The following is a 17,925-nucleotide window of genomic DNA, read 5'->3' on the forward strand; positions in this document are numbered from 1 at the left end:
ATCCGACGGGTCGGTGCACAACACCGGGCCCTACGCCCGGTCAACGACTGAATTCCCCGCGCAACGACCGGCAGTACCCCTGCCGCCATGCCTCCTTTCCACGCCCTGCCGGTGAACACGAGCAGAAAGACGAAGGAACACTTTGCGCCATCGAATACGCACCCTGGATTCCACCCGGCGGCGTTTCGCCGCCGTGCCGGTGCTCACCGCCGCCCTCTCCTCGCTCCTCGCGGCCGCGGCCCCGGCGACGGCCGCCGCGGCGACACCGGCACAGCCGGCGGCCCCGAAGGTGACCTGCACGTCCACCAAGGACGGGCTCGCCGACCGGCTCGCGAAGGATCTCGGCCAGGTGCTGAGTTCGCACCCCTCCGGCCATACCTCGTTCGCCCTGTACGACCGCACGAGCGACACCCGGTGCGCGTACGACGCGGGCCGGCAGTACGACTCGGCGAGTGTCGTGAAGGTCGTGGTGCTGGGCACCCTCTTGCGGCAGGCCCAGGAAGAACAGCGCGCTCTGACCGCGGACGAGAAAAAGCTCGCGGAAAAAATGATTACGCATTCGGACAACGACTCCACGACCACACTGTGGAAGCGGGCCGGCCTCGGGCGGATAAACAGCTTCCTGCGGCTCGCCGGAATGCGCAACACCGTTCCGGACACGGAAGGGTACTGGGGCCTGACCCAGATCAACGCCGCCGATCAGCTCACCCTGATGCGGCTCCTCACCTCCGAGAACTCCGTGCTCGGCGGCGCCTCCCGCGCCTACGCCCTGGACCTCATGGGCCGGGTGGTGCCCGAGCAGCGCTGGGGCGTGCCGGCCGGCGCACCGGCCGGGGCGAAGGTGCACGTCAAGAACGGCTGGCTGCAACGGAGCAGCGGCGGCTGGCGGGTGCACAGCGTCGGCGCGGTCACCGGTGGAGGACATGACTACGGGCTCGTCGTCCTGACCGCGGACCACCCGAACATGGACGCCGGCGTCCGAACGATCGAAGACCTCGCCCGCACCCTGCACAAGGACCTCGACGGGACGGCGCGTCCGGTCCGGGAAGCCCGTGCTGCCAGGATTCTCCCCGACACGTCGGACGGCTCGCTGGTGCCCGAAACCGGACGGTGATCCGGCACGCGTAGATCGCGGCGCCTGCCCTCCGGTCGGGGAGGTGGACAGGCGCCGCGGGTGTTCCGCACGTCGTTGTACGGGACATCTGTGAGCCGGGGCCGCTACACGGTCAGTGCGCGGTCCGTCGGCTTGACGGGAGCGGGCAGCGCGCTGGCGCCCGCCAGGAAGCGGTCCACACCGCGGGCGGCGGAGCGGCCCTCGGCGATGGCCCAGACGATCAGCGACTGGCCGCGACCGGCGTCACCCGCAACGTACACGCCGGGGACGTTGGTGGCGAAGTCGGCATCGCGGGCGATGTTGCCGCGCGCGTCCAGCTCCAGTCCGAACTGTGAGACGAGGCCGTTGTCCTGGTCGGTGCCGGTGAAGCCCATGGCCAGGGTGACCAGCTGCGCGGGGATCCTGCGCTCGGTACCCGGCTTCGTCTCGGGACGGCCGTCCTTGAACTCCACCTCGGCCAGGTGCAGCCACTGGACGTTGCCGTCCTCGTCGCCCTCGAAGTGGGTGGTGGAGACGGAGTACAGCCGCTCGCCGCCCTCCTCGTGCGCGGAGGTGACCTTGTAGAGCATCGGGAAGGTCGGCCAGGGCTGGTCCGGGTTCCGCTCGTCGCCGGGCTTGCCCATGATCTCCAGCTGGGTGACCGACGCCGCGCCCTGGCGGTGCGCCGTGCCGACGCAGTCCGCGCCGGTGTCGCCGCCGCCGATGACCACGACGTGCTTGCCCGCGGCGGTGATCGGGGCGACGGTCAGGTCGCCCTCCTGCACCTTGTTGGCGAGCGGCAGGTACTCCATCGCGAAGTGGACGCCGTTCAGCTCGCGCCCGGGGACCTTCAGGTCGCGGGAGGTGGTGGCACCGGCGGCGATCACGACGGCGTCGTAGCGCTTGCGCAGCTTGGCGGCGTCGATGTCCCGGCCGATCTCCACCTCCGTACGGAACTTGGTGCCTTCCGCCCGCATCTGCTCGATACGGCGGTTGATGTGGCGCTTTTCCATCTTGAACTCGGGGATGCCGTAGCGGAGAAGACCACCGATACGGTCCGCGCGCTCGTAGACGGCGACGGTGTGGCCCGCCCGGGTCAGCTGCTGGGCGGCGGCCAGGCCGGCCGGGCCCGAGCCGATGACGGCGACGGTCTTGCCGCTGAGGCGCTCCGGCGGCTGCGGGGTGACGTCCCCGCTGTCCCACGCCTTGTCGATGATGGTGACCTCGACGTTCTTGATGGTCACCGGCGGCTGGTTGATGCCCAGCACACACGCCGACTCGCAGGGGGCCGGGCACAGGCGACCGGTGAACTCCGGGAAGTTGTTGGTCGCGTGCAGCCGCTCGCTGGCGGCCGTCCAGTCTTCGCGGTAGGCGTAGTCGTTCCACTCGGGGATGAGGTTTCCGAGCGGACAGCCGTTGTGGCAGAAGGGGATGCCGCAGTCCATGCAGCGTCCGGCCTGCTTGCTGATGATCGGCAGCAGCGAACCGGGGACGTAGACCTCGTTCCAGTCTCGGACGCGCTCCTCGACGGGGCGGGTCTTTGCGACCTCGCGGCCGGTGGTCAGGAAGCCCTTGGGGTCAGCCATTGATCGCCGCCTCCATCATCTTCTCGTGGGTCTCGGACTCGGAGAGCCCGGCTCGCTCGGCGGCGTCCTTGGCGGCGAGCACTGCCTGGTAGGTGGCGGGAATGACCTTGCTGAAGCGGGCCAGCGCGGTGTCCCAGTCGGCGAGCAGCTTCGCGGCGACGGTGGAGCCGGTCTCCTCCTGGTGGCGGCGCACGACGTCGTGCAGCCACTGCCGGTCGGTGGCGTCCAACTCGGTGGTCACGGCCGCGGTCAGCTCACGGTTGACGTTGGCCGGGTCCAGGTCGATCACGTACGCGATGCCGCCGGACATACCGGCTGCGAAGTTGCGCCCGGTCTCGCCCAGGACGACGGCGTGCCCGCCCGTCATGTACTCGCAGCCGTGGTCGCCGACGCCCTCGGACACCACCGTGGCGCCGGAGTTGCGGACGCAGAACCGCTCGCCGACGCGGCCGCGCAGGAACAGTTCGCCGCCGGTGGCCCCGTAGGCGAGGGTGTTGCCCGCGATGGTCGAGTACTCGGCCAGGTGGTCGGCGCCGCGGTCCGGGCGGACCACGATCCGGCCGCCCGAGAGGCCCTTGCCGACGTAGTCGTTGGCGTCGCCCTCCAGGCGCAGTGTGACGCCGGGCGGCAGGAACGCGCCGAAGGACTGGCCGGCCGAGCCGGTGAAGGTGATGTCGATGGTGTCGTCGGGCAGGCCGGCGCCACCGAACTTCTTGGTCACCTCGTGGCCGAGCATGGTGCCGACGGTCCGGTTGATGTTCCGGATCGCCACCTGGGCCCGTACGGGCTGCGCGGCCTCGGCGGTGTCCGCGGACAGCGCGTCGGCGGACAGCTTGATCAGCTCGTTGTCGAGCGCCTTCGCCAGGCCGTGGTCCTGGACGGTGATCTGGTGGCGTACGGCGCCCTCGGGCAGCTCGGGCACGTGCAGCAGCGGCCCGAGGTCCAGACCCTGCGCCTTCCAGTGGTTGACGGCCTTGGACGTGTCCAGCAGGCCGGCGTGGCCGACCGCCTCCTCCAGCGAGCGGAAGCCCAGCTCGGCGAGGATCTCGCGGACCTCCTCGGCGATGAACTGGAAGAAGTTGACGATGTACTCGGCCTTGCCGCTGAAGCGTTCGCGCAGCGTCGGGTTCTGGGTGGCGATGCCGACCGGGCAGGTGTCCAGGTGGCACACGCGCATCATGACGCAGCCGGAGACCACCAGCGGCGCGGTCGCGAAGCCGTACTCCTCGGCGCCCAGCAGGGCGGCGATGACCACGTCGCGGCCGGTCTTGAGCTGGCCGTCGGTCTGCACGACGATCCGGTCGCGCAGGCCGTTGAGCAGCAGCGTCTGCTGGGTCTCGGCCAGGCCCAGCTCCCAGGGGCCGCCCGCGTGCTTCAGGGAGGTCAGCGGGGAGGCGCCCGTACCGCCGTCGTGTCCGGAGATGAGGACCACGTCGGCGTGCGCCTTGGAGACGCCCGCGGCGACGGTGCCGACGCCGACCTCGGAGACCAGCTTCACGTGGATGCGGGCCTGCGGGTTGGCGTTCTTCAGGTCGTGGATGAGCTGGGCGAGGTCCTCGATGGAGTAGATGTCGTGGTGCGGCGGCGGGGAGATCAGGCCCACGCCGGGCGTCGAGTGCCGGGTCTTGGCGACCCACGGGTAGACCTTGTGGCCGGGCAGCTGGCCGCCCTCGCCGGGCTTGGCGCCCTGCGCCATCTTGATCTGGATGTCGTCGGAGTTGACCAGGTATTCGCTGGTCACGCCGAAGCGGCCGGAGGCGACCTGCTTGATCGCGGAGCGGCGCGCCGGGTCGTACAGGCGCTCCGGGTCCTCGCCACCCTCACCGGTGTTGGACTTGCCGCCCAGCTGGTTCATGGCGATGGCGAGGGTCTCGTGCGCCTCCTGGGAGATGGAGCCGTACGACATCGCGCCGGTGGAGAAGCGCTTGACGATCTCGGAGACGGGCTCGACCTCCTCCAGCGGCACCGCGGGGCGGTCGGACTTGAAGGAGAACAGGCCGCGCAGCGTCATCAGCCGCTCGGACTGCTCGTTCACCCGCTCCGTGTACTGCTTGAAGATGTCGTAGCGGCGCGAGCGGGTGGAGTGCTGGAGGCGGAAGACCGTGTCCGGGTCGAACAGGTGCGGCTCGCCCTCGCGGCGCCACTGGTACTCGCCGCCGATGTCCAGCGCGCGGTGGGTGGCGGCGATGCCGGTGGCCGGGTACGCCTTGGCGTGCCGGGCGGCGACCTCCTTGGCGATCACGTCGAGGCCGGCGCCGCCGATCTTCGTGGTGGTGCCGTGGAAGTACGCGTCCACGAAGGCCTGGTCCAGGCCGACGGCCTCGAAGACCTGCGCGCCCCGGTAGGAGGCGACGGTGGAGATGCCCATCTTGGACATCACCTTCAGGACGCCCTTGCCGAGCGCCTTGATCAGGTTCCTGATCGCGGGCTCGGGGTCGGTGTCCTTCGGCAGGAACGTACCGGCGCGGACCAGGTCCTCGACGGACTCCATCGCCAGGTACGGGTTGACGGCCGCGGCACCGTACCCGATGAGCAGCGCGACGTGGTGCACCTCGCGCACGTCACCGGCCTCGACGAGCAGCCCGACCTGGGTGCGCTGCTTGGTGCCGATGAGGTGATGGTGCACCGCGGCGGTGAGCAGCAGGGACGGGATCGGGGCGTGTTCGGCGTCCGAGTGCCGGTCGGAGAGCACGATCAGGCGGGCGCCGTCCTCGATGGCGGCGTCGGCCTCGGCGCAGATCCGGGCGATCCGGGCGGCCAGTGCCTCGCCACCGCCGGAGACCCGGTACAGACCGGACAGGGTGACGGCCTTCATGCCCGGCATGTCGCCGTCGGCGTTGATGTGGACGAGCTTGGCCAGCTCGTCGTTGTCGATCACCGGGAAGGGCAGCATGACGCTGCGGCAGGAGGCCGCGGTCGGCTCCAGCAGGTTGCCCTGCGGGCCGAGCGAGGAGATCAGCGAGGTGACCAGCTCCTCGCGGATGGCGTCCAGCGGCGGGTTGGTGACCTGCGCGAACAACTGGGTGAAGTAGTCGAACAGCAGCCGCGGGCGCTCGGAGAGAGCGGCGATCGGCGAGTCCGTGCCCATCGAGCCGATCGGCTCGGCGCCGGCCTTGGCCATCGGCGCGAGGATGACGCGCAGCTCCTCCTCGGTGTAGCCGAAGGTCTGCTGACGGCGGGTGACCGAGGCGTGGGTGTGCACGATGTGCTCGCGCTCGGGCAGGTCGGCCAGCTCGATCAGGCCCGCGTCCAGCCATTCCTGGTACGGGTTCTCGGCGGCGAGCTGCGCCTTGATCTCGTCGTCCTCGATGATGCGGTGCTCGGCGGTGTCCACCAGGAACATCCGGCCGGGCTGCAGGCGGCCCTTGCGGACGACCTTGGCCGGGTCGATGTCCAGGACGCCGACCTCGGAGGAGAGAACCACCAGGCCGTCGTCGGTGACCCAGTAGCGGCCGGGGCGCAGGCCGTTGCGGTCCAGGACCGCGCCGACCTGGGTGCCGTCGGTGAAGGTGACACAGGCCGGGCCGTCCCAGGGCTCCATCATCGTGGAGTGGTACGCGTAGAAGGCCCGTCGCGCCGGGTCCATGGAGGTGCTGTTCTCCCAGGCCTCCGGGACCATCATCAGCACCGAGTGCGGCAGCGAGCGGCCGCCGAGGTGCAGCAGCTCCAGGACCTCGTCGAAGGAGGCGGAGTCGGAGGCGTCCGGCGTGCAGACCGGGAAGAGCCGCTCCAGGTTCGTGCTGTCGCCGGTGGCGTCCGCGAAGAGCTTGCTGGCGAGCTGGGACTCGCGGGCGCGCATCCAGTTGCGGTTGCCCTGGACGGTGTTGATCTCACCGTTGTGGGCGACGAAGCGGTACGGGTGGGCCAGCGGCCAGCTCGGGAAGGTGTTCGTGGAGAAGCGGGAGTGCACCAGCGCGATCGCGGTGGCGAAGCGGCGGTCGGACAGGTCCGGGAAGAACGGCTCCAACTGCCCGGTCGTCAGCATGCCCTTGTAGACGATGGTGCGGGCCGACAGCGAAGGGAAGTACACACCCGCTTCGCGCTCGCAGCGCTTGCGCAGCACGAACGCCTTGCGGTCCAGGGCGAGGCCGGTGTCCTGGCCGTGCTTGTCGGCCACGAACAGCTGGGAGAAGGCGGGCATCGTGGCGCGGGCGCCGTTGCCGAGCAGTTGCGGAGCCACCGGGACGACCCGCCAGCCGAGGACGTCCAGGCCCTCTTCGGACGCGATCGTCTCGATCCGCGAGACGGCGGCCGCGGCGTCCTCGGCGACGGACGGCAGGAAGGCGATGCCCACGGCGTACGCGCCGGCGTCGGGCAGGGCGAAGGTGACGCTCTCGCGCAGGAAGGCGTCCGGGACCTGGAGGAGGATGCCGGCACCGTCTCCCGAGTCGGGCTCGGAGCCGGTCGCGCCGCGGTGCTCCAGGTTGCGCAGGACGGTGAGGGCCTGTTCGACCAGTGCGTGGCTGGGCTCGCCGGTGAGGGTCGCCACGAAGCCGACGCCGCAGGCGTCGTGCTCGTTGCGGGGTCGTACATTCCCTGCGGGGCGGGGCGCCCGTCCATGGGCGACCAGGCGGCGCTGGCGCTGCCGGTGGTCGCGGAGTGCGTGGACGCGGAACGCATCGGCTCTCCCAACGTCGTCGTGGCAATGGGGGTCCCTCCCAGGCGCTCGGCTCTGGGGGGCAGTACCGAGGGACGACGTTGGCCCTCCGCGAAATTTCGTGCAGGTTACAGGATGGCTCGCTTCTCGAAAAGCGGATAGAGCCTTCCAGGATGCGGACACCACTCGTGGCGGTGGACCGAGGACGCGGGCGGACGGATCGGCCTCCACCGGCGTCGTGTGCGTCGTTTTCGAGCAGGCGACATTGCCCGCAACGCTTGGGCCTTATGCCCGGCCCCCATCGAACGAAACCGCCTGGTAACGCTTTAGTTATACGGGGGCCCGCATAGCGCTGCACGAAGGGTCACCCTACGGCCGTACCGAACAGTGTGCCCAGGACGTACGTCACACCCGCCGCCGCGCCGCCGAGGGCCAGCTGCCGCAGACCGCTGAACCACCAGGACCGCGCCGTCACCCGCGCCACCACGGCTCCGCACCCGAAGAGCCCCACCAGCGCCAGCAGCACCGCGGGCCACAACTGAGAGGCGCCCAGCAGGTACGGCAGGACGGGCAAAAGGGCGCCCAGCGCGAAGGAACCGAAGGACGAGACGGCGGCGACCGTAGGCGAGGGCAGGTCGGACGGGTCGATGCCCAGCTCCTCGCGGGCATGGATCTCCAGCGCCTGCTCCGGGTCCTTCGACAGCTGCCTGGCCACCTCACGGGCCAGCTCCGGCTCCACACCGCGCGACTCGTACAGCGCGGCCAGCTCCTCCAGCTCGTCCTTGGGGTGCTTGCGCAGCTCCCGCCGCTCCACGTCCAGTTCGGCGAGGACCAGCTCCCGCTGGGAGGCCACCGAGGTGTACTCGCCGGCCGCCATGGAGAACGCGCCTGCGGCCAGGCCCGCGAGGCCGGTGATGATGATGGTCTGCTGGGAGGCCGCGCCGCCGGCGACGCCGGTCATCAGGGCGAGGTTGGAGACCAGCCCGTCCATCGCGCCGAAGACGGCGGGGCGCAGCCAGCCGCCGTTCACGTCGCGGTGGGTGTGGTTGTCGCGGTGGGCTATGTGCGTGGGCGCCGAAGCGTCCATGACATCCATGACAGACATATGGGGACCCGTTCCCTTCTCGCGAGGTGTGGGCCGATGCCGGCGCTTCCCCCTCCAACACCTCGAAGCTATGCGCCGCACACCCCGCCGCGCTAGCAAGGAAGGCCGAACTTACTGCGCTGACCTGCGGTTTTGTGGGCGGCTCAGGCGGTGGTGAGGGGTGGATCACACCGGGCGCGTACGCGGGGTGCGGGAAACCGCAGACGATCCTGCGGAAAACCTCAATGCGGCCGGGAGGCCCGGCGCGGGATGCTGATCACAGGTTCACCGACGGTGGGCGAACTGCCGGTGTACGGACCGCACGTGTACGTACCGCCGGTGGACGGACTGCACGTGTACGGACTGCCGGTGTACGGGCCGGCGGCCCATGAACCGCGACGCGCGACGGGGACGGGACATGAACGGACGACATCATCCGACTGCGGGAGCCACGGTGCGAGAGCTGGCCCGTGTCGCGCCGGAGGTGCGCGACCGGCTCGTCGTCCGGTTCGGGGAGAAGGTGCGCGCCTGGTGCGAGTCCCTGCCGGGTCTCGTGGGCGCCCTCACCGCCCGCTGGCGCCTGGACCTTGTCGAGGCGGACGGTGGCGGCACCTCGCGGGTGTTCCGCTGCCGGCGCCGTGACACCGGCACCTCGGCATGGCTGAAGCTCACACCGGAGCCCGCCATCGCCCGCGAGGAGGCTGAAGCCCTGTCCGCCTGGGCCGGTACCCCGTCGGTCGTCCCACTACTGGCGCACGACCTCCCGGCCGGCGCCCTGTTGCTGGAGGACGTGAAGCCGGGCGTGCCGGTGAGGCAACTGAACTGGCGTCTGCCCGAGGTCGCGGCCCTGCTGCGGGATCTGCGGGCCCCCGCTCCCACACCGGAGAAACCCTCGGTGGTGCAACCCCTGGCGCACCGGGTCGACTTCCTCTTCCACCTGACGGGCCGCAGACTGGCGGCGTCCGGCGTCAGCGGCCCGCTCGATCCGGTGGTGCTCGGCCGGGCCCGGGCGGCGGCCCTGGATCTCGCCACCAGCGGGCCCCGGGCCCTGGTGCACGGCGATCTCCACCCGGGCAACGTGCTGTCAGGGCCGGGCGCCCGCATGGTGGCCATCGATCCGCGGCCCGCGTGGGGCGATCCCGACTTCGACGCGGCGGACTGGGTGCTGGGCGGAGTCACGACGCTCGCCGCGCTGGAAGAGCGGGCCGAGGCACTGGCCGCGTCGGTGCCCGGCCAGTCCCCCGACCGCGTACTGGGCTGGTGCCGGGCCCTGGCCGCCCTCAACGCGGCCCTCGCGATCTGCGCGCGGCGGGACGACCCGGAGACGCGGTTCCTCATAGCCCTGGCCGGCGGCTGAACCACCCGAGACCGGCGCGGAGCAGGGCTTTTGCGGCGGTAGCCACGTCAGCCGACACTAAGGTTCGAAGCTGACAACTCATCAGACATAGAGCCGATCCGGACAATCGGGGGCGTATTCCAGTCGGGGACCAAGAAGAAGATTGCCACCTACAGGAGATTTACAGGATCGTCTTTTTTGTCAGGACGAGACGATCTGATGACCGCGGTTCCGGGTCGTTCGGATATTCGTTCGGCACGCCGCGATGTGCGTCGGTCGCCGCGTGCCCTCCGGTTCGACATTCGAATTGAGGAGAACACATGCTGTCCAAGACGAAAAGGGTCGGGCGTTCCGTAGCCGTGGCGTTCGCCGCGGCTGCCATGTTCACCGTGACCATGCCGACCGGCAACGCATTCGCCATCGACAAGGTCGAGTGCCGCGCCGGGGAGAACTTCCTGAAGATCTGGTCGCACAGCGGTAACAAGAACAGCGTGGACTGCTACGCCAACCGCGGGCGGATCGACTTCGGCAGCTGGTGGGTCGACAGGATCTACACGGGCAACAACGACCTGATCTACTACGACGCCAACGGCGATTCGGTGCGGGTCAACCGGTGGACCGACATTTCCTACCCCAACCGTCCGCCGAAGGTGAAGTCCATCGAAATTCTGTGACGGCAGCGCATGGAACCGGCCGGTACCGGGCATGGGCATTTTCCCTGACTGCCCATTTCTGACACGGCCGCGTTCCGGGCGGGAAAATGAATTCCCGTGACGCGCATACCGCCGGAAACGGCGGAGGCCGCCCCGACCCCGCTGGGGTCCGGGCGGCCTCTGCCGGTCTTCGGCGGTGTGCCGCGCGGCGTGACGCCGGGCGGCACGACCGGCGTCAGGAGTCCTTGCCGCTCCGGCTCCCGGATCCGGCGTCCTTCGTCAGTTTCGCGGGACCTTCGGCCGCGCTCCCCTCGCCGCTGCCCGCGGCCTTGGGCGCTCCCTTGGCCGTCTTGGGCGCCGCCTTGGCGGCCTCGGGTTCGGTCTTCGCCGCCTTGGCGCCGGCCTTCTTCGACTCGGCGCCGGTCTCCCCGTCCCGGTGCCGTCCGCGGCCGCGTCCAGCGCGCCCGGCTCGACGACCTCCTCGCGGCCCGGGATCTTCTTCGCGGAGACCACGATGTAGACGACGGACACGACGAGGCCGAGGAGCGCGGTCCAGACGTTCAGGCGCAGGCCCAGGATGTGGTGGGCCTCGTCGACCCGCATGTACTCGATCCAGGCGCGGCCGGCGCAGTAGGACGCCACGTACAGCGCGAACGCCCGTCCGTGGCCCAGCTTGAAGCGCTTGTCCGCCCAGATGACGAGCACCGCGACACCGATGCACCACAGCGACTCGTACAGGAACGTCGGGTGGTAGGTGCCGCCGACCCGGCCGATGGACGGGTCGTCGCTGATCTTCAGCGCCCACGGGAGGTCGGTGGCGCGGCCGTAGAGCTCCTGGTTGAACCAGTTGCCCCAGCGGCCGATCGCCTGGCCCAGCGCGAGGCCGGGCGCCAGCGCGTCCATGTAGGCGGGCAGCGGGATGCCGCGGCGGCGGCAGCCGATCCAGGCGCCCACCGCGCCGAGCGCGACGGCGCCCCAGATCCCGAGGCCGCCCTCCCAGACCTTGAAGGCGTTGAGGGGTGACCGCCCTCGCCGAAGTACGGCTCGTACGTCGTGATGACGTGGTAGAGGCGGCCGCCGACGAGCCCGAAGGGCACGGCCCACACGGCGATGTCCGCGACGGTCCCGGAGCGGCCACCGCGCTGGATCCAGCGCTTGTTGCCGAGCCAGACGCCGATGAAGACGCCGATGATGATGCAGAAGGCGTACCCGCGCAGCGGAATCGGGCCGAGGTGTACGACGCCCGTCGAAGGGCTGGGAATGAATGCGAGGTCCATGGCAGGGACGACGCTACCGCGCCAGGTGGGCGCGGCGACAACCCACCCGGCTACGGCTGTGTAACGACCGTCACGGTCGGAGGTCGGTTACGGGACCGGTCGGCGGTCGGTCACGGTTCCGCCCGGCGGCCGGTCACGGTTCCACCCGGCGGCCGGTCAACGGCCTGCTCCGACGCCCGGTCACGTACCCGGCTGTCGCTCGGTCACGTACCCGGCTGTCGCTCGGTCACGGACGCGACCAGCGCACGGTCAGGCCCCGGCCGGCCCCGGAACACGGACGGCGACCGGGCCCGCCCGGCACCGGCCTGCGCGCGGGCCCGAGCACGAGCGCGGAGGCGCGCACGGCAGGCACCGCGCCGAACCGTCACCGCACGACGACGGCCGAGGGCTCGACCGAAGCCCCGGCCAAGGGCCGGTCAAGAGTCCGGCCAAGGATCCGGTCAAGGGCCGGTCCAGGACCCGACCGAGGGCCGGTCCAGGACCCGATCAAGAGCCCGGTCAAGAGCCGGTCAAGGGCTCGGAACCCGGTCCGCCCTCCCGCCCGATTGCCCGGTGTCCACCCCGGCGCTGTGCCCCTGCCCGGCACCGTGGCCCGCGCCGGCCCCGTCCCCGGCTCCGGCCTCTCGGCCCGCTCCGGCCCCCTGCCCGGCACCGTGGCTGGTACCGGCCGAAGCGCCCGCCGAGTGCCCTGACCCGCTGCCCGCCGAGTGCCCGGCGCTGCTGCCCGCCGAGGCGCCGACCGTGCCGCCTCCGTGCTCCGCTGCCGCGCCGCCGGACTTCGCGCCGGACGCCTTGTTCCCGGCGGCCCCGGAGGACCCGGCGGCCCCGGAAGCCCCGCCCGCCTTCTTGTCCTTGGCGGCGTCCCGCACCTTCTGCTTGAGCCCGTCGGGGGTGAGGTTCTTCTCCTCCGCGAGGTTCTTGCCGTCCAGCAGGACCGTCGGGGTGCCCTGGTGGCCGGAGTTGGTGAAGGCGGAGTTGGACTTGTACACAAAGTCCATGTAGGTGCCCTTGTCGACACACTGCTCGAAGGTGTCGCTGACCAGACCGTTCACCTTGCCGGCCAGCTGGATCAGGTACTTCTTGTCGGCGAACCGGTCCTGTTGCTCCGGTGGCTGGTTCTCGTACAGCACGTCGTGGTACTCGCGGAAGCGGCCCGCGTCCTGGGCGCAGAGCGCGGCGTTGGCGGCGGTGGCCGATCCCTTGCCGCGCATGCTGCCGTCGATGATCGTCGCGAGGTGGTAGTCGGTCCTGAGCAGTCCGGCGTCCTCCAGCTCGTGGATGGCGCCGCGGAAGCCCTTCTCGAACTGGGCGCAGGCGGGGCAGCGGAAGTCCTCCCACACCGTGAGCGTGGACGGGGCCTCCTTCTTGCCGACCGGCACCGCGGGCTTGTCGCTGTCCTGGGTGCCCTTGGGCAGGGCCACCTTGCCGCTGCCGGAGTCGTCGTCCGAGGAGGAGGCGGCCCAGACACCGACGCCGCCGGCGATGGCCAGCACCGCCACCACCGCCCCGGCGACCTTCAGCTGGCGGCCGCGCCGTTCACGCGCCTTCTCCTTCGCGCGCTGGGCCTGCAGCCGCTCACGGGCGCTGCTCTTTTTGTCTTGATTGTTCTGGCTCACGCCCCTGAACAACGAAACGGAGGGGCGCCCTCGCACCCCTCCGCCGCGTTCTTCGTCCTAACGAGGGACAGCCTCGCCGGACACCGGCCCGGACACGCGCCGGCGCCGACTCAGACGTACGACCGCATCAGCCGTCCGACCACAGCCGGCCTCCGACCACAGCGGACGACCGACCACAGCAAGCTCCGACCACAGCAAGCGACCGTCCACACCAGACACCCGACCGCACGCCGCCCGGAGTCACCCCCGCTTGCGTACGCCCGCCGCCAGGTCACCGGCCAGTGCGCGGACGCCCGCGAGGCCGGCCTCCAGGTCGTCCCCGGCCTCCAGCAGCCGCTTGACGAAGGCGGTCCCCACGATGACCCCGTCCGCGAACCGCGCGACCTCCGCGGCCTGTTCGGCGTTCGAGACGCCGAGGCCGACGCAGACCGGCAGGTCGGTGGTGGCCCGGGTGCGCTCGACCAGGCCCTGCGCCTCGCGGCCGACCGACTCACGGGTGCCGGTGACCCCCATCAGCGAGGCCGCGTACACGAAGCCGCTGCCCGCCTCGGTGATCTTCGCGAGGCGTTCGTCCCGGCTGCTCGGCGCGACCACGAACACGGTGGCCAGTCCGTGCTGTTCGGCCGCCGCGCGCCACACCCCGGACTCCTCGACCGGCAGGTCGGGCAGGATGCAGCCGGCCCCGCCCGCCGCGGCCAGGTCGGCGGCGAAGCGCTCGACGCCGTACGCGTCCACCGGGTTCCAGTACGTCATGCACAGCACCGGAGCGCCGGTCGCCGCGTGGGCCTCGCCGACCGTACGGATGACGTCCTTGATCCTGACGCCGCCGCGCAGCGCGATGTCGTCGGCGGTCTGGATGACCGGACCGTCCAGGACCGGGTCGCTGTGCGGCAGCCCGACCTCGACGACGTCACAGCCGCCCTCGATCATCGCGGTGACGGCCCGTACCCCGCCGTCCACGGTCGGGAAGCCGGCCGGCAGATAGCCGACCAGCGCGGCCCGGTTCTCCTCCTTGGCCGCGGCCAGGGTGCTGCTGAGCAGCCCGACGTTGCCCGCCATCACTTGCTCCCCTCGTCGTGCGCGCCGAGCGCGGTGTCCGTGGCGTCGGTGTCGTCGGCCTCCACCGCGTCGTCGGCGGGCGCCCCGTACAGCCCGAAGTAGCGGGCCGCGGTGTCCATGTCCTTGTCGCCGCGCCCGGACAGGTTGACCAGGATCAGCCCGTCCGTGCCCAGGTCCCGGCCGATCTCCAGGGCGCCCGCCAGCGCGTGGGCGCTCTCGATGGCCGGGATGATGCCCTCGGTCCGCGACAGCAGCCGCAGGGCCTGCATGGCCGCGTCGTCGGTGACGGCGCGGTATTCGCCGCGGCCGGAGTCCTTGAGGTAGGAGTGCTCCGGGCCGATGCCCGGGTAGTCCAGTCCGGCGGAGATCGAGTACGGCTCGGTGATCTGCCCGTCCTCGTCCTGGAGGACGTAGGAGCGGGAGCCGTGCAGGATGCCGGGGGTGCCCTCGGTGAGGGTGGCGGCGTGTTCGCCGGTCGCCACGCCGTGGCCGCCGGGCTCACAGCCGACGAGCCGTACGGAGGTGTCCTTCAGGAACGCGTGGAAGAGGCCGATGGCGTTGGAGCCGCCGCCGACGCAGGCCACCGCGGCGTCCGGGAGGCGCCCGGCGCGCTCCAGGATCTGGCGGCGGGCCTCGACGCCGATGACCCGGTGGAAGTCGCGGACCAGGGCCGGGAAGGGGTGCGGTCCGGCGACCGTGCCGAAGAGGTAGTGGGTGCGGTCGACGTTGGCGACCCAGTCCCGGAACGCCTCGTTGATGGCGTCCTTGAGGGTGCGGCTGCCGGACTTCACGGCGATGACCTCGGCGCCGAGCATCCGCATCCGGGCGACGTTCAGGGCCTGCCGTTCGGTGTCGATCTCGCCCATGTAGATGGTGCATTCGAGGCCGAAGAGGGCGCAGGCGGTGGCGGTGGCCACGCCGTGCTGGCCCGCGCCGGTCTCGGCGATGACCCGGGTCTTGCCCATGCGCCGGGTGAGCAGCGCCTGGCCCAGCACGTTGTTGATCTTGTGCGAGCCGGTGTGGTTCAGGTCCTCGCGCTTGAGGAAGATCCGGGCGCCGCCGGCGTGCTCGGCGAACCGCGGCACCTCGGTCAGGGCGCTGGGCCGCCCGGTGTAGTTGACCATCAGGTCGTTCAGCTCGGCGGCGAAGGCCGGGTCCGCCTTGGCCTTCTCGTACTCGGCGGCCACCTCGTCCACCGCGGCGACCAGCGCCTCGGGGATGAACTTGCCGCCGAAGTCGCCGAAGTATCCTGCGGCGTTCGGGACCTGACCCTCCGGGTCCGGGATGAAGAAGTCAGAAGACATCCGACGTACTCCTTGAACGGGGCGACTGCCCCGGAAGTATGGATCTACGGGCATCACGGTGTGCGGTGCGCCCCGCGCCCGACGCGCCCCTCGCGCGGCACCACGGGTGCGCCGCGTACGGCGAGGACGTGGAGACGGAATGGCGGGGCATGGACGGAAGCGGGGCCGCGGAGCGTTGCGCACGCCACGGTCCGCGGGCGGACGGCCCGTCGGGCCACCCTGCCGGACCGGCAGGGAGCGGGACGGAACGGCACCCGGGCCGACATGGCGCGAACGAACGGACACTGAGGACAGAATCCCCGTACGGGGATCAATCACCCATGTCCGGGCAACGAGCGGCTACAGCGCGCCGTCACGACGCCATCGGCGGCCGTTGATCTGGCCCGGCTCCGCGCCGATGTGATACCTGACCCGCCGCCCGCGCACCCGGCGGGCCGGCGCCCGGCAGCCGCGCGGCCGGCACCCGCGCCCCAGCGCCGCGTGCGGATCGCGCGCGGCACCGGCCGCGGCGAGCACGCCGGCCGGCCCCGGGACGGGTCCCGGGCCGGGGCGGTGGAGGCGGGCGGAGATCATGGGGAGGGGTCAGCCCCGTCCGTGCCGGATGGCGGGGTGCGAGCCGGCCGCGACCAGGTCGGCGACGGCGGCCTTCGGGTCCTTGCCGGTGACCAGCGACTCGCCCACCAGGACGGCGTCGGCGCCCTCGTTGGCGTAGGCGATCAGGTCGTGCGGCCCGCGCACGCCCGATTCGGCGATCTTGACGATGTGGTCCGGGATCTCCGGCGCGATCCGCGCGAAGTTGCCGCGGTCGACTTCGAGGGTCTTCAGGTTGCGGGCGTTGACCCCGATGATCCGCGCACCGGCGTCCACGGCCCGCTGGACCTCTTCCTCGTCGTGCACCTCGACCAGCGGCGTCAGCCCGATCGACTCGGCGCGCTCGATCAGCGAGACCAGGGCCTCCTGCTCCAGCGCGGCGACGATCAGCAGCGCCAGGTCGGCGCCGTACGCGCGGGCCTCCCACAGCTGGTAGGCGGTGACGATGAAGTCCTTGCGCAGGACGGGGATGTCGACCCGGGCCCGTACGGCCTCCAGGTCGGCGAGCGAGCCGCCGAACTTGCGCTGCTCCGTCAGGACGGAGATGACCGCCGCGCCGCCCGCCTCGTAGTCGGCGGCGAGGCCGGCCGGGTCGGCGATGGCGGCGAGCGCGCCCTTGGACGGGCTGGAGCGCTTGACCTCGCAGATCACCGTGACGCTGTCGCCCTTGAGGGCCGCGACTCCGTCCTTGGCCGGGCGCGCCTTGAGGGCCCGCTCCTTGAGCTCGTCGAGGCCGACACGCGCCTGCCGCTCGGCGAGGTCGGCGCGGACTCCCTCGATGATCTCGTCGAGCACACTCACGCGAGCGGCCTCCTTCTTGAGCGGTGGAGGGTGACAGTCGCCCTCCGGGGCAGTGTCACCCCGTCAGGCTCTCCGATGGTATCCGGCGAGGGGCAAAGGTCTCACATCCGGTTGACGGCAGTCCCACCAGGTGGACGCGGGCACCTCGCCGAGGACGGTGAACCCGCAGGTCAGGTGGACTTTCGGTGCCCCGCCGCGAGGATCTCCGCGACCTTGATCCAGATGCCGTGACAGGCTTCCCGTACCGCGTCCGGAGACGGTACGGAAACGGAGGGAAACCCTCCTGCCCACCCCGCCCCGGCCCCGGGCGGCCCGGGTCGGTCAGGGAGTCAACGCTTCCCCGAACGGAAGATTGCGTACGGCCGTGAAGACGAGCAGCAGCCCGGCCAGCGTCCACCAGTGCGCCGCCGCGGGCCGTGGCCCCGACGTCGGGAGCCCGCGTGCCGCCCGTGCGGTCCAGGCGGCCCAGAAGAGCGCGAAGGCCACGTAACCGGCGACTGCCAGCACGTTGGCCCCGGCGGCCGTGGCGAGGTCGCCGTGCGCGACGGCGTGCGCGCTGCGCAGTCCGCCGCAGGCCGGGCAGTAGATGCCGGTGAGGGCGAGCAGGGGGCAGGCCGGGTAGTGACCGGGCTCGTTGGGGTCGACGAGCCCCACGAAGGCGAAGGAGGCGACGACGGCCGCCATGGCGCCGAGCGGCGCCGCGAGCCGCCGGACGGCCGGTGCCACGGGTTCACTCACGTGGCGATTGTGCGGCCGGCCGGGCGGGGGCGCAGCGCGGCGGCCGCCGTACGGGCGACCGTGCCGACCCCACCGACCGTCCCGTCCCGTCCTTCCGGACAGGCGGACGGCGCGGTCCCGGGCCACCGTACGGGTGGTGCCACCGGGGCACTCCTCCGGACGGGCCGCGAGGCCGCGCCGTCACAGGATC

Annotated in this window: 11 protein-coding genes and 2 pseudogenes; 3 read left to right on the forward strand and 10 right to left on the reverse strand. The window is 71.4% G+C overall.

What is annotated here, in order from left to right; translation table 11 throughout:
- The first annotated feature begins 193 nt into the window (after positions 1 to 193).
- Positions 194 to 1,114 (forward strand): serine hydrolase, encoded by a 921-nt coding sequence (locus ACEXOX_RS14155; RefSeq protein ID WP_406526343.1) that lies wholly within the window; start codon positions 194 to 196, stop codon positions 1,112 to 1,114.
- Positions 1,115 to 1,218: 104 nt separating this feature from the next.
- Here ACEXOX_RS14155 and ACEXOX_RS14160 read toward each other — a convergent pair whose 3' ends face one another.
- The 3 genes and pseudogenes from ACEXOX_RS14160 to ACEXOX_RS14170 all read right to left on the reverse strand — a co-directional run bounded on the left by ACEXOX_RS14160 (position 1,219) and on the right by ACEXOX_RS14170 (position 8,372).
- Positions 1,219 to 2,679, reverse strand: a complete 1,461-nt coding sequence (locus ACEXOX_RS14160; RefSeq protein ID WP_406520935.1) for a glutamate synthase subunit beta — start codon at positions 2,677 to 2,679, stop codon at positions 1,219 to 1,221.
- A pseudogene (gene gltB, locus ACEXOX_RS14165) lies at positions 2,672 to 7,239 on the reverse strand (glutamate synthase large subunit). Before gltB ends, ACEXOX_RS14160 begins: the two are co-directional and overlap by 8 nt.
- 401 nt (positions 7,240 to 7,640) lie before the next feature.
- A complete protein-coding gene (locus ACEXOX_RS14170; protein WP_406526344.1) occupies positions 7,641 to 8,372 on the reverse strand; it encodes a VIT1/CCC1 transporter family protein in 732 nt (243 codons plus the stop codon).
- A gap of 442 nt (positions 8,373 to 8,814) precedes the next feature.
- Here ACEXOX_RS14170 and ACEXOX_RS14175 point away from each other — a divergent pair, with 442 nt between their 5' ends.
- A complete protein-coding gene (locus ACEXOX_RS14175; RefSeq protein ID WP_406520936.1) occupies positions 8,815 to 9,717 on the forward strand; it encodes an aminoglycoside phosphotransferase family protein in 903 nt (300 codons plus the stop codon).
- A gap of 299 nt (positions 9,718 to 10,016) precedes the next feature.
- A complete protein-coding gene (locus tag ACEXOX_RS14180; protein WP_406520938.1) occupies positions 10,017 to 10,370 on the forward strand; it encodes a beta/gamma crystallin domain-containing protein in 354 nt (117 codons plus the stop codon).
- 214 nt (positions 10,371 to 10,584) lie between these two features.
- Here the strand turns inward: ACEXOX_RS14180 and lgt are convergent.
- The 7 genes and pseudogenes from lgt to ACEXOX_RS14215 all read right to left on the reverse strand — a co-directional run bounded on the left by lgt (position 10,585) and on the right by ACEXOX_RS14215 (position 17,681).
- A pseudogene (lgt, locus tag ACEXOX_RS14185) lies at positions 10,585 to 11,626 on the reverse strand (prolipoprotein diacylglyceryl transferase).
- A gap of 509 nt (positions 11,627 to 12,135) precedes the next feature.
- Positions 12,136 to 13,242, reverse strand: a complete 1,107-nt coding sequence (locus tag ACEXOX_RS14190; RefSeq protein ID WP_406520940.1) for a DsbA family protein — start codon at positions 13,240 to 13,242, stop codon at positions 12,136 to 12,138.
- A 240-nt stretch (positions 13,243 to 13,482) separates the two neighbouring features.
- Positions 13,483 to 14,301, reverse strand: a complete 819-nt coding sequence (trpA, locus tag ACEXOX_RS14195) for a tryptophan synthase subunit alpha (RefSeq protein WP_406520941.1) — start codon at positions 14,299 to 14,301, stop codon at positions 13,483 to 13,485.
- Positions 14,301 to 15,605: a tryptophan synthase subunit beta gene (gene trpB / locus ACEXOX_RS14200; protein WP_406520943.1), complete on the reverse strand. Its 1,305-nt coding sequence runs from the start codon at positions 15,603 to 15,605 to the stop codon at positions 14,301 to 14,303. Before trpB ends, trpA begins: the two co-directional genes overlap by 1 nt.
- Before the next feature lie 339 nt (positions 15,606 to 15,944).
- Positions 15,945 to 16,178 carry a tryptophan biosynthesis modulator TrpM gene (trpM, locus tag ACEXOX_RS14205; RefSeq protein WP_406520944.1) on the reverse strand — a complete coding sequence of 78 codons (234 nt, stop codon included), beginning with the start codon at positions 16,176 to 16,178 and terminating at the stop codon, positions 15,945 to 15,947.
- A 9-nt stretch (positions 16,179 to 16,187) separates the two neighbouring features.
- Entirely contained in the window at positions 16,188 to 16,997 is an 810-nt protein-coding gene (gene trpC, locus ACEXOX_RS14210) for an indole-3-glycerol phosphate synthase TrpC (protein ID WP_406520946.1), read from the reverse strand.
- Between the two features lie 321 nt (positions 16,998 to 17,318).
- Positions 17,319 to 17,681 (reverse strand): DUF2752 domain-containing protein, encoded by a 363-nt coding sequence (locus ACEXOX_RS14215; RefSeq protein WP_406526345.1) that lies wholly within the window; start codon positions 17,679 to 17,681, stop codon positions 17,319 to 17,321.
- Positions 17,682 to 17,925: the final 244 nt, after the last annotated feature.

Origin of the sequence: Streptomyces sp. Ac-502 (assembly GCF_045222935.1) — a bacterium.
Classification (GTDB): Bacteria; Actinomycetota; Actinomycetes; order Streptomycetales; family Streptomycetaceae; genus Streptomyces; species Streptomyces monomycini.

Excerpts from the sequence above, each read along its gene's own strand:
- ACEXOX_RS14215 (WP_406526345.1), bottom strand. The coding sequence starts at position 17,681 with ATGGCGGCCGTCGTCGCCTCCTTCGCCTTCGTGGGGCTCGTCGACCCC.
- ACEXOX_RS14170 (WP_406526344.1), bottom strand. The coding sequence starts at position 8,372 with ATGGATGTCATGGACGCTTCGGCGCCCACGCACATAGCCCACCGCGAC.
- ACEXOX_RS14180 (WP_406520938.1), top strand. The coding sequence starts at position 10,017 with ATGCTGTCCAAGACGAAAAGGGTCGGGCGTTCCGTAGCCGTGGCGTTC.
- trpB (WP_406520943.1), bottom strand. The coding sequence starts at position 15,605 with ATGTCTTCTGACTTCTTCATCCCGGACCCGGAGGGTCAGGTCCCGAAC.
- trpM (WP_406520944.1), bottom strand. The coding sequence starts at position 16,178 with ATGATCTCCGCCCGCCTCCACCGCCCCGGCCCGGGACCCGTCCCGGGG.
- ACEXOX_RS14160 (WP_406520935.1), bottom strand. The coding sequence starts at position 2,679 with ATGGCTGACCCCAAGGGCTTCCTGACCACCGGCCGCGAGGTCGCAAAG.
- trpA (WP_406520941.1), bottom strand. The coding sequence starts at position 14,301 with ATGGCGGGCAACGTCGGGCTGCTCAGCAGCACCCTGGCCGCGGCCAAG.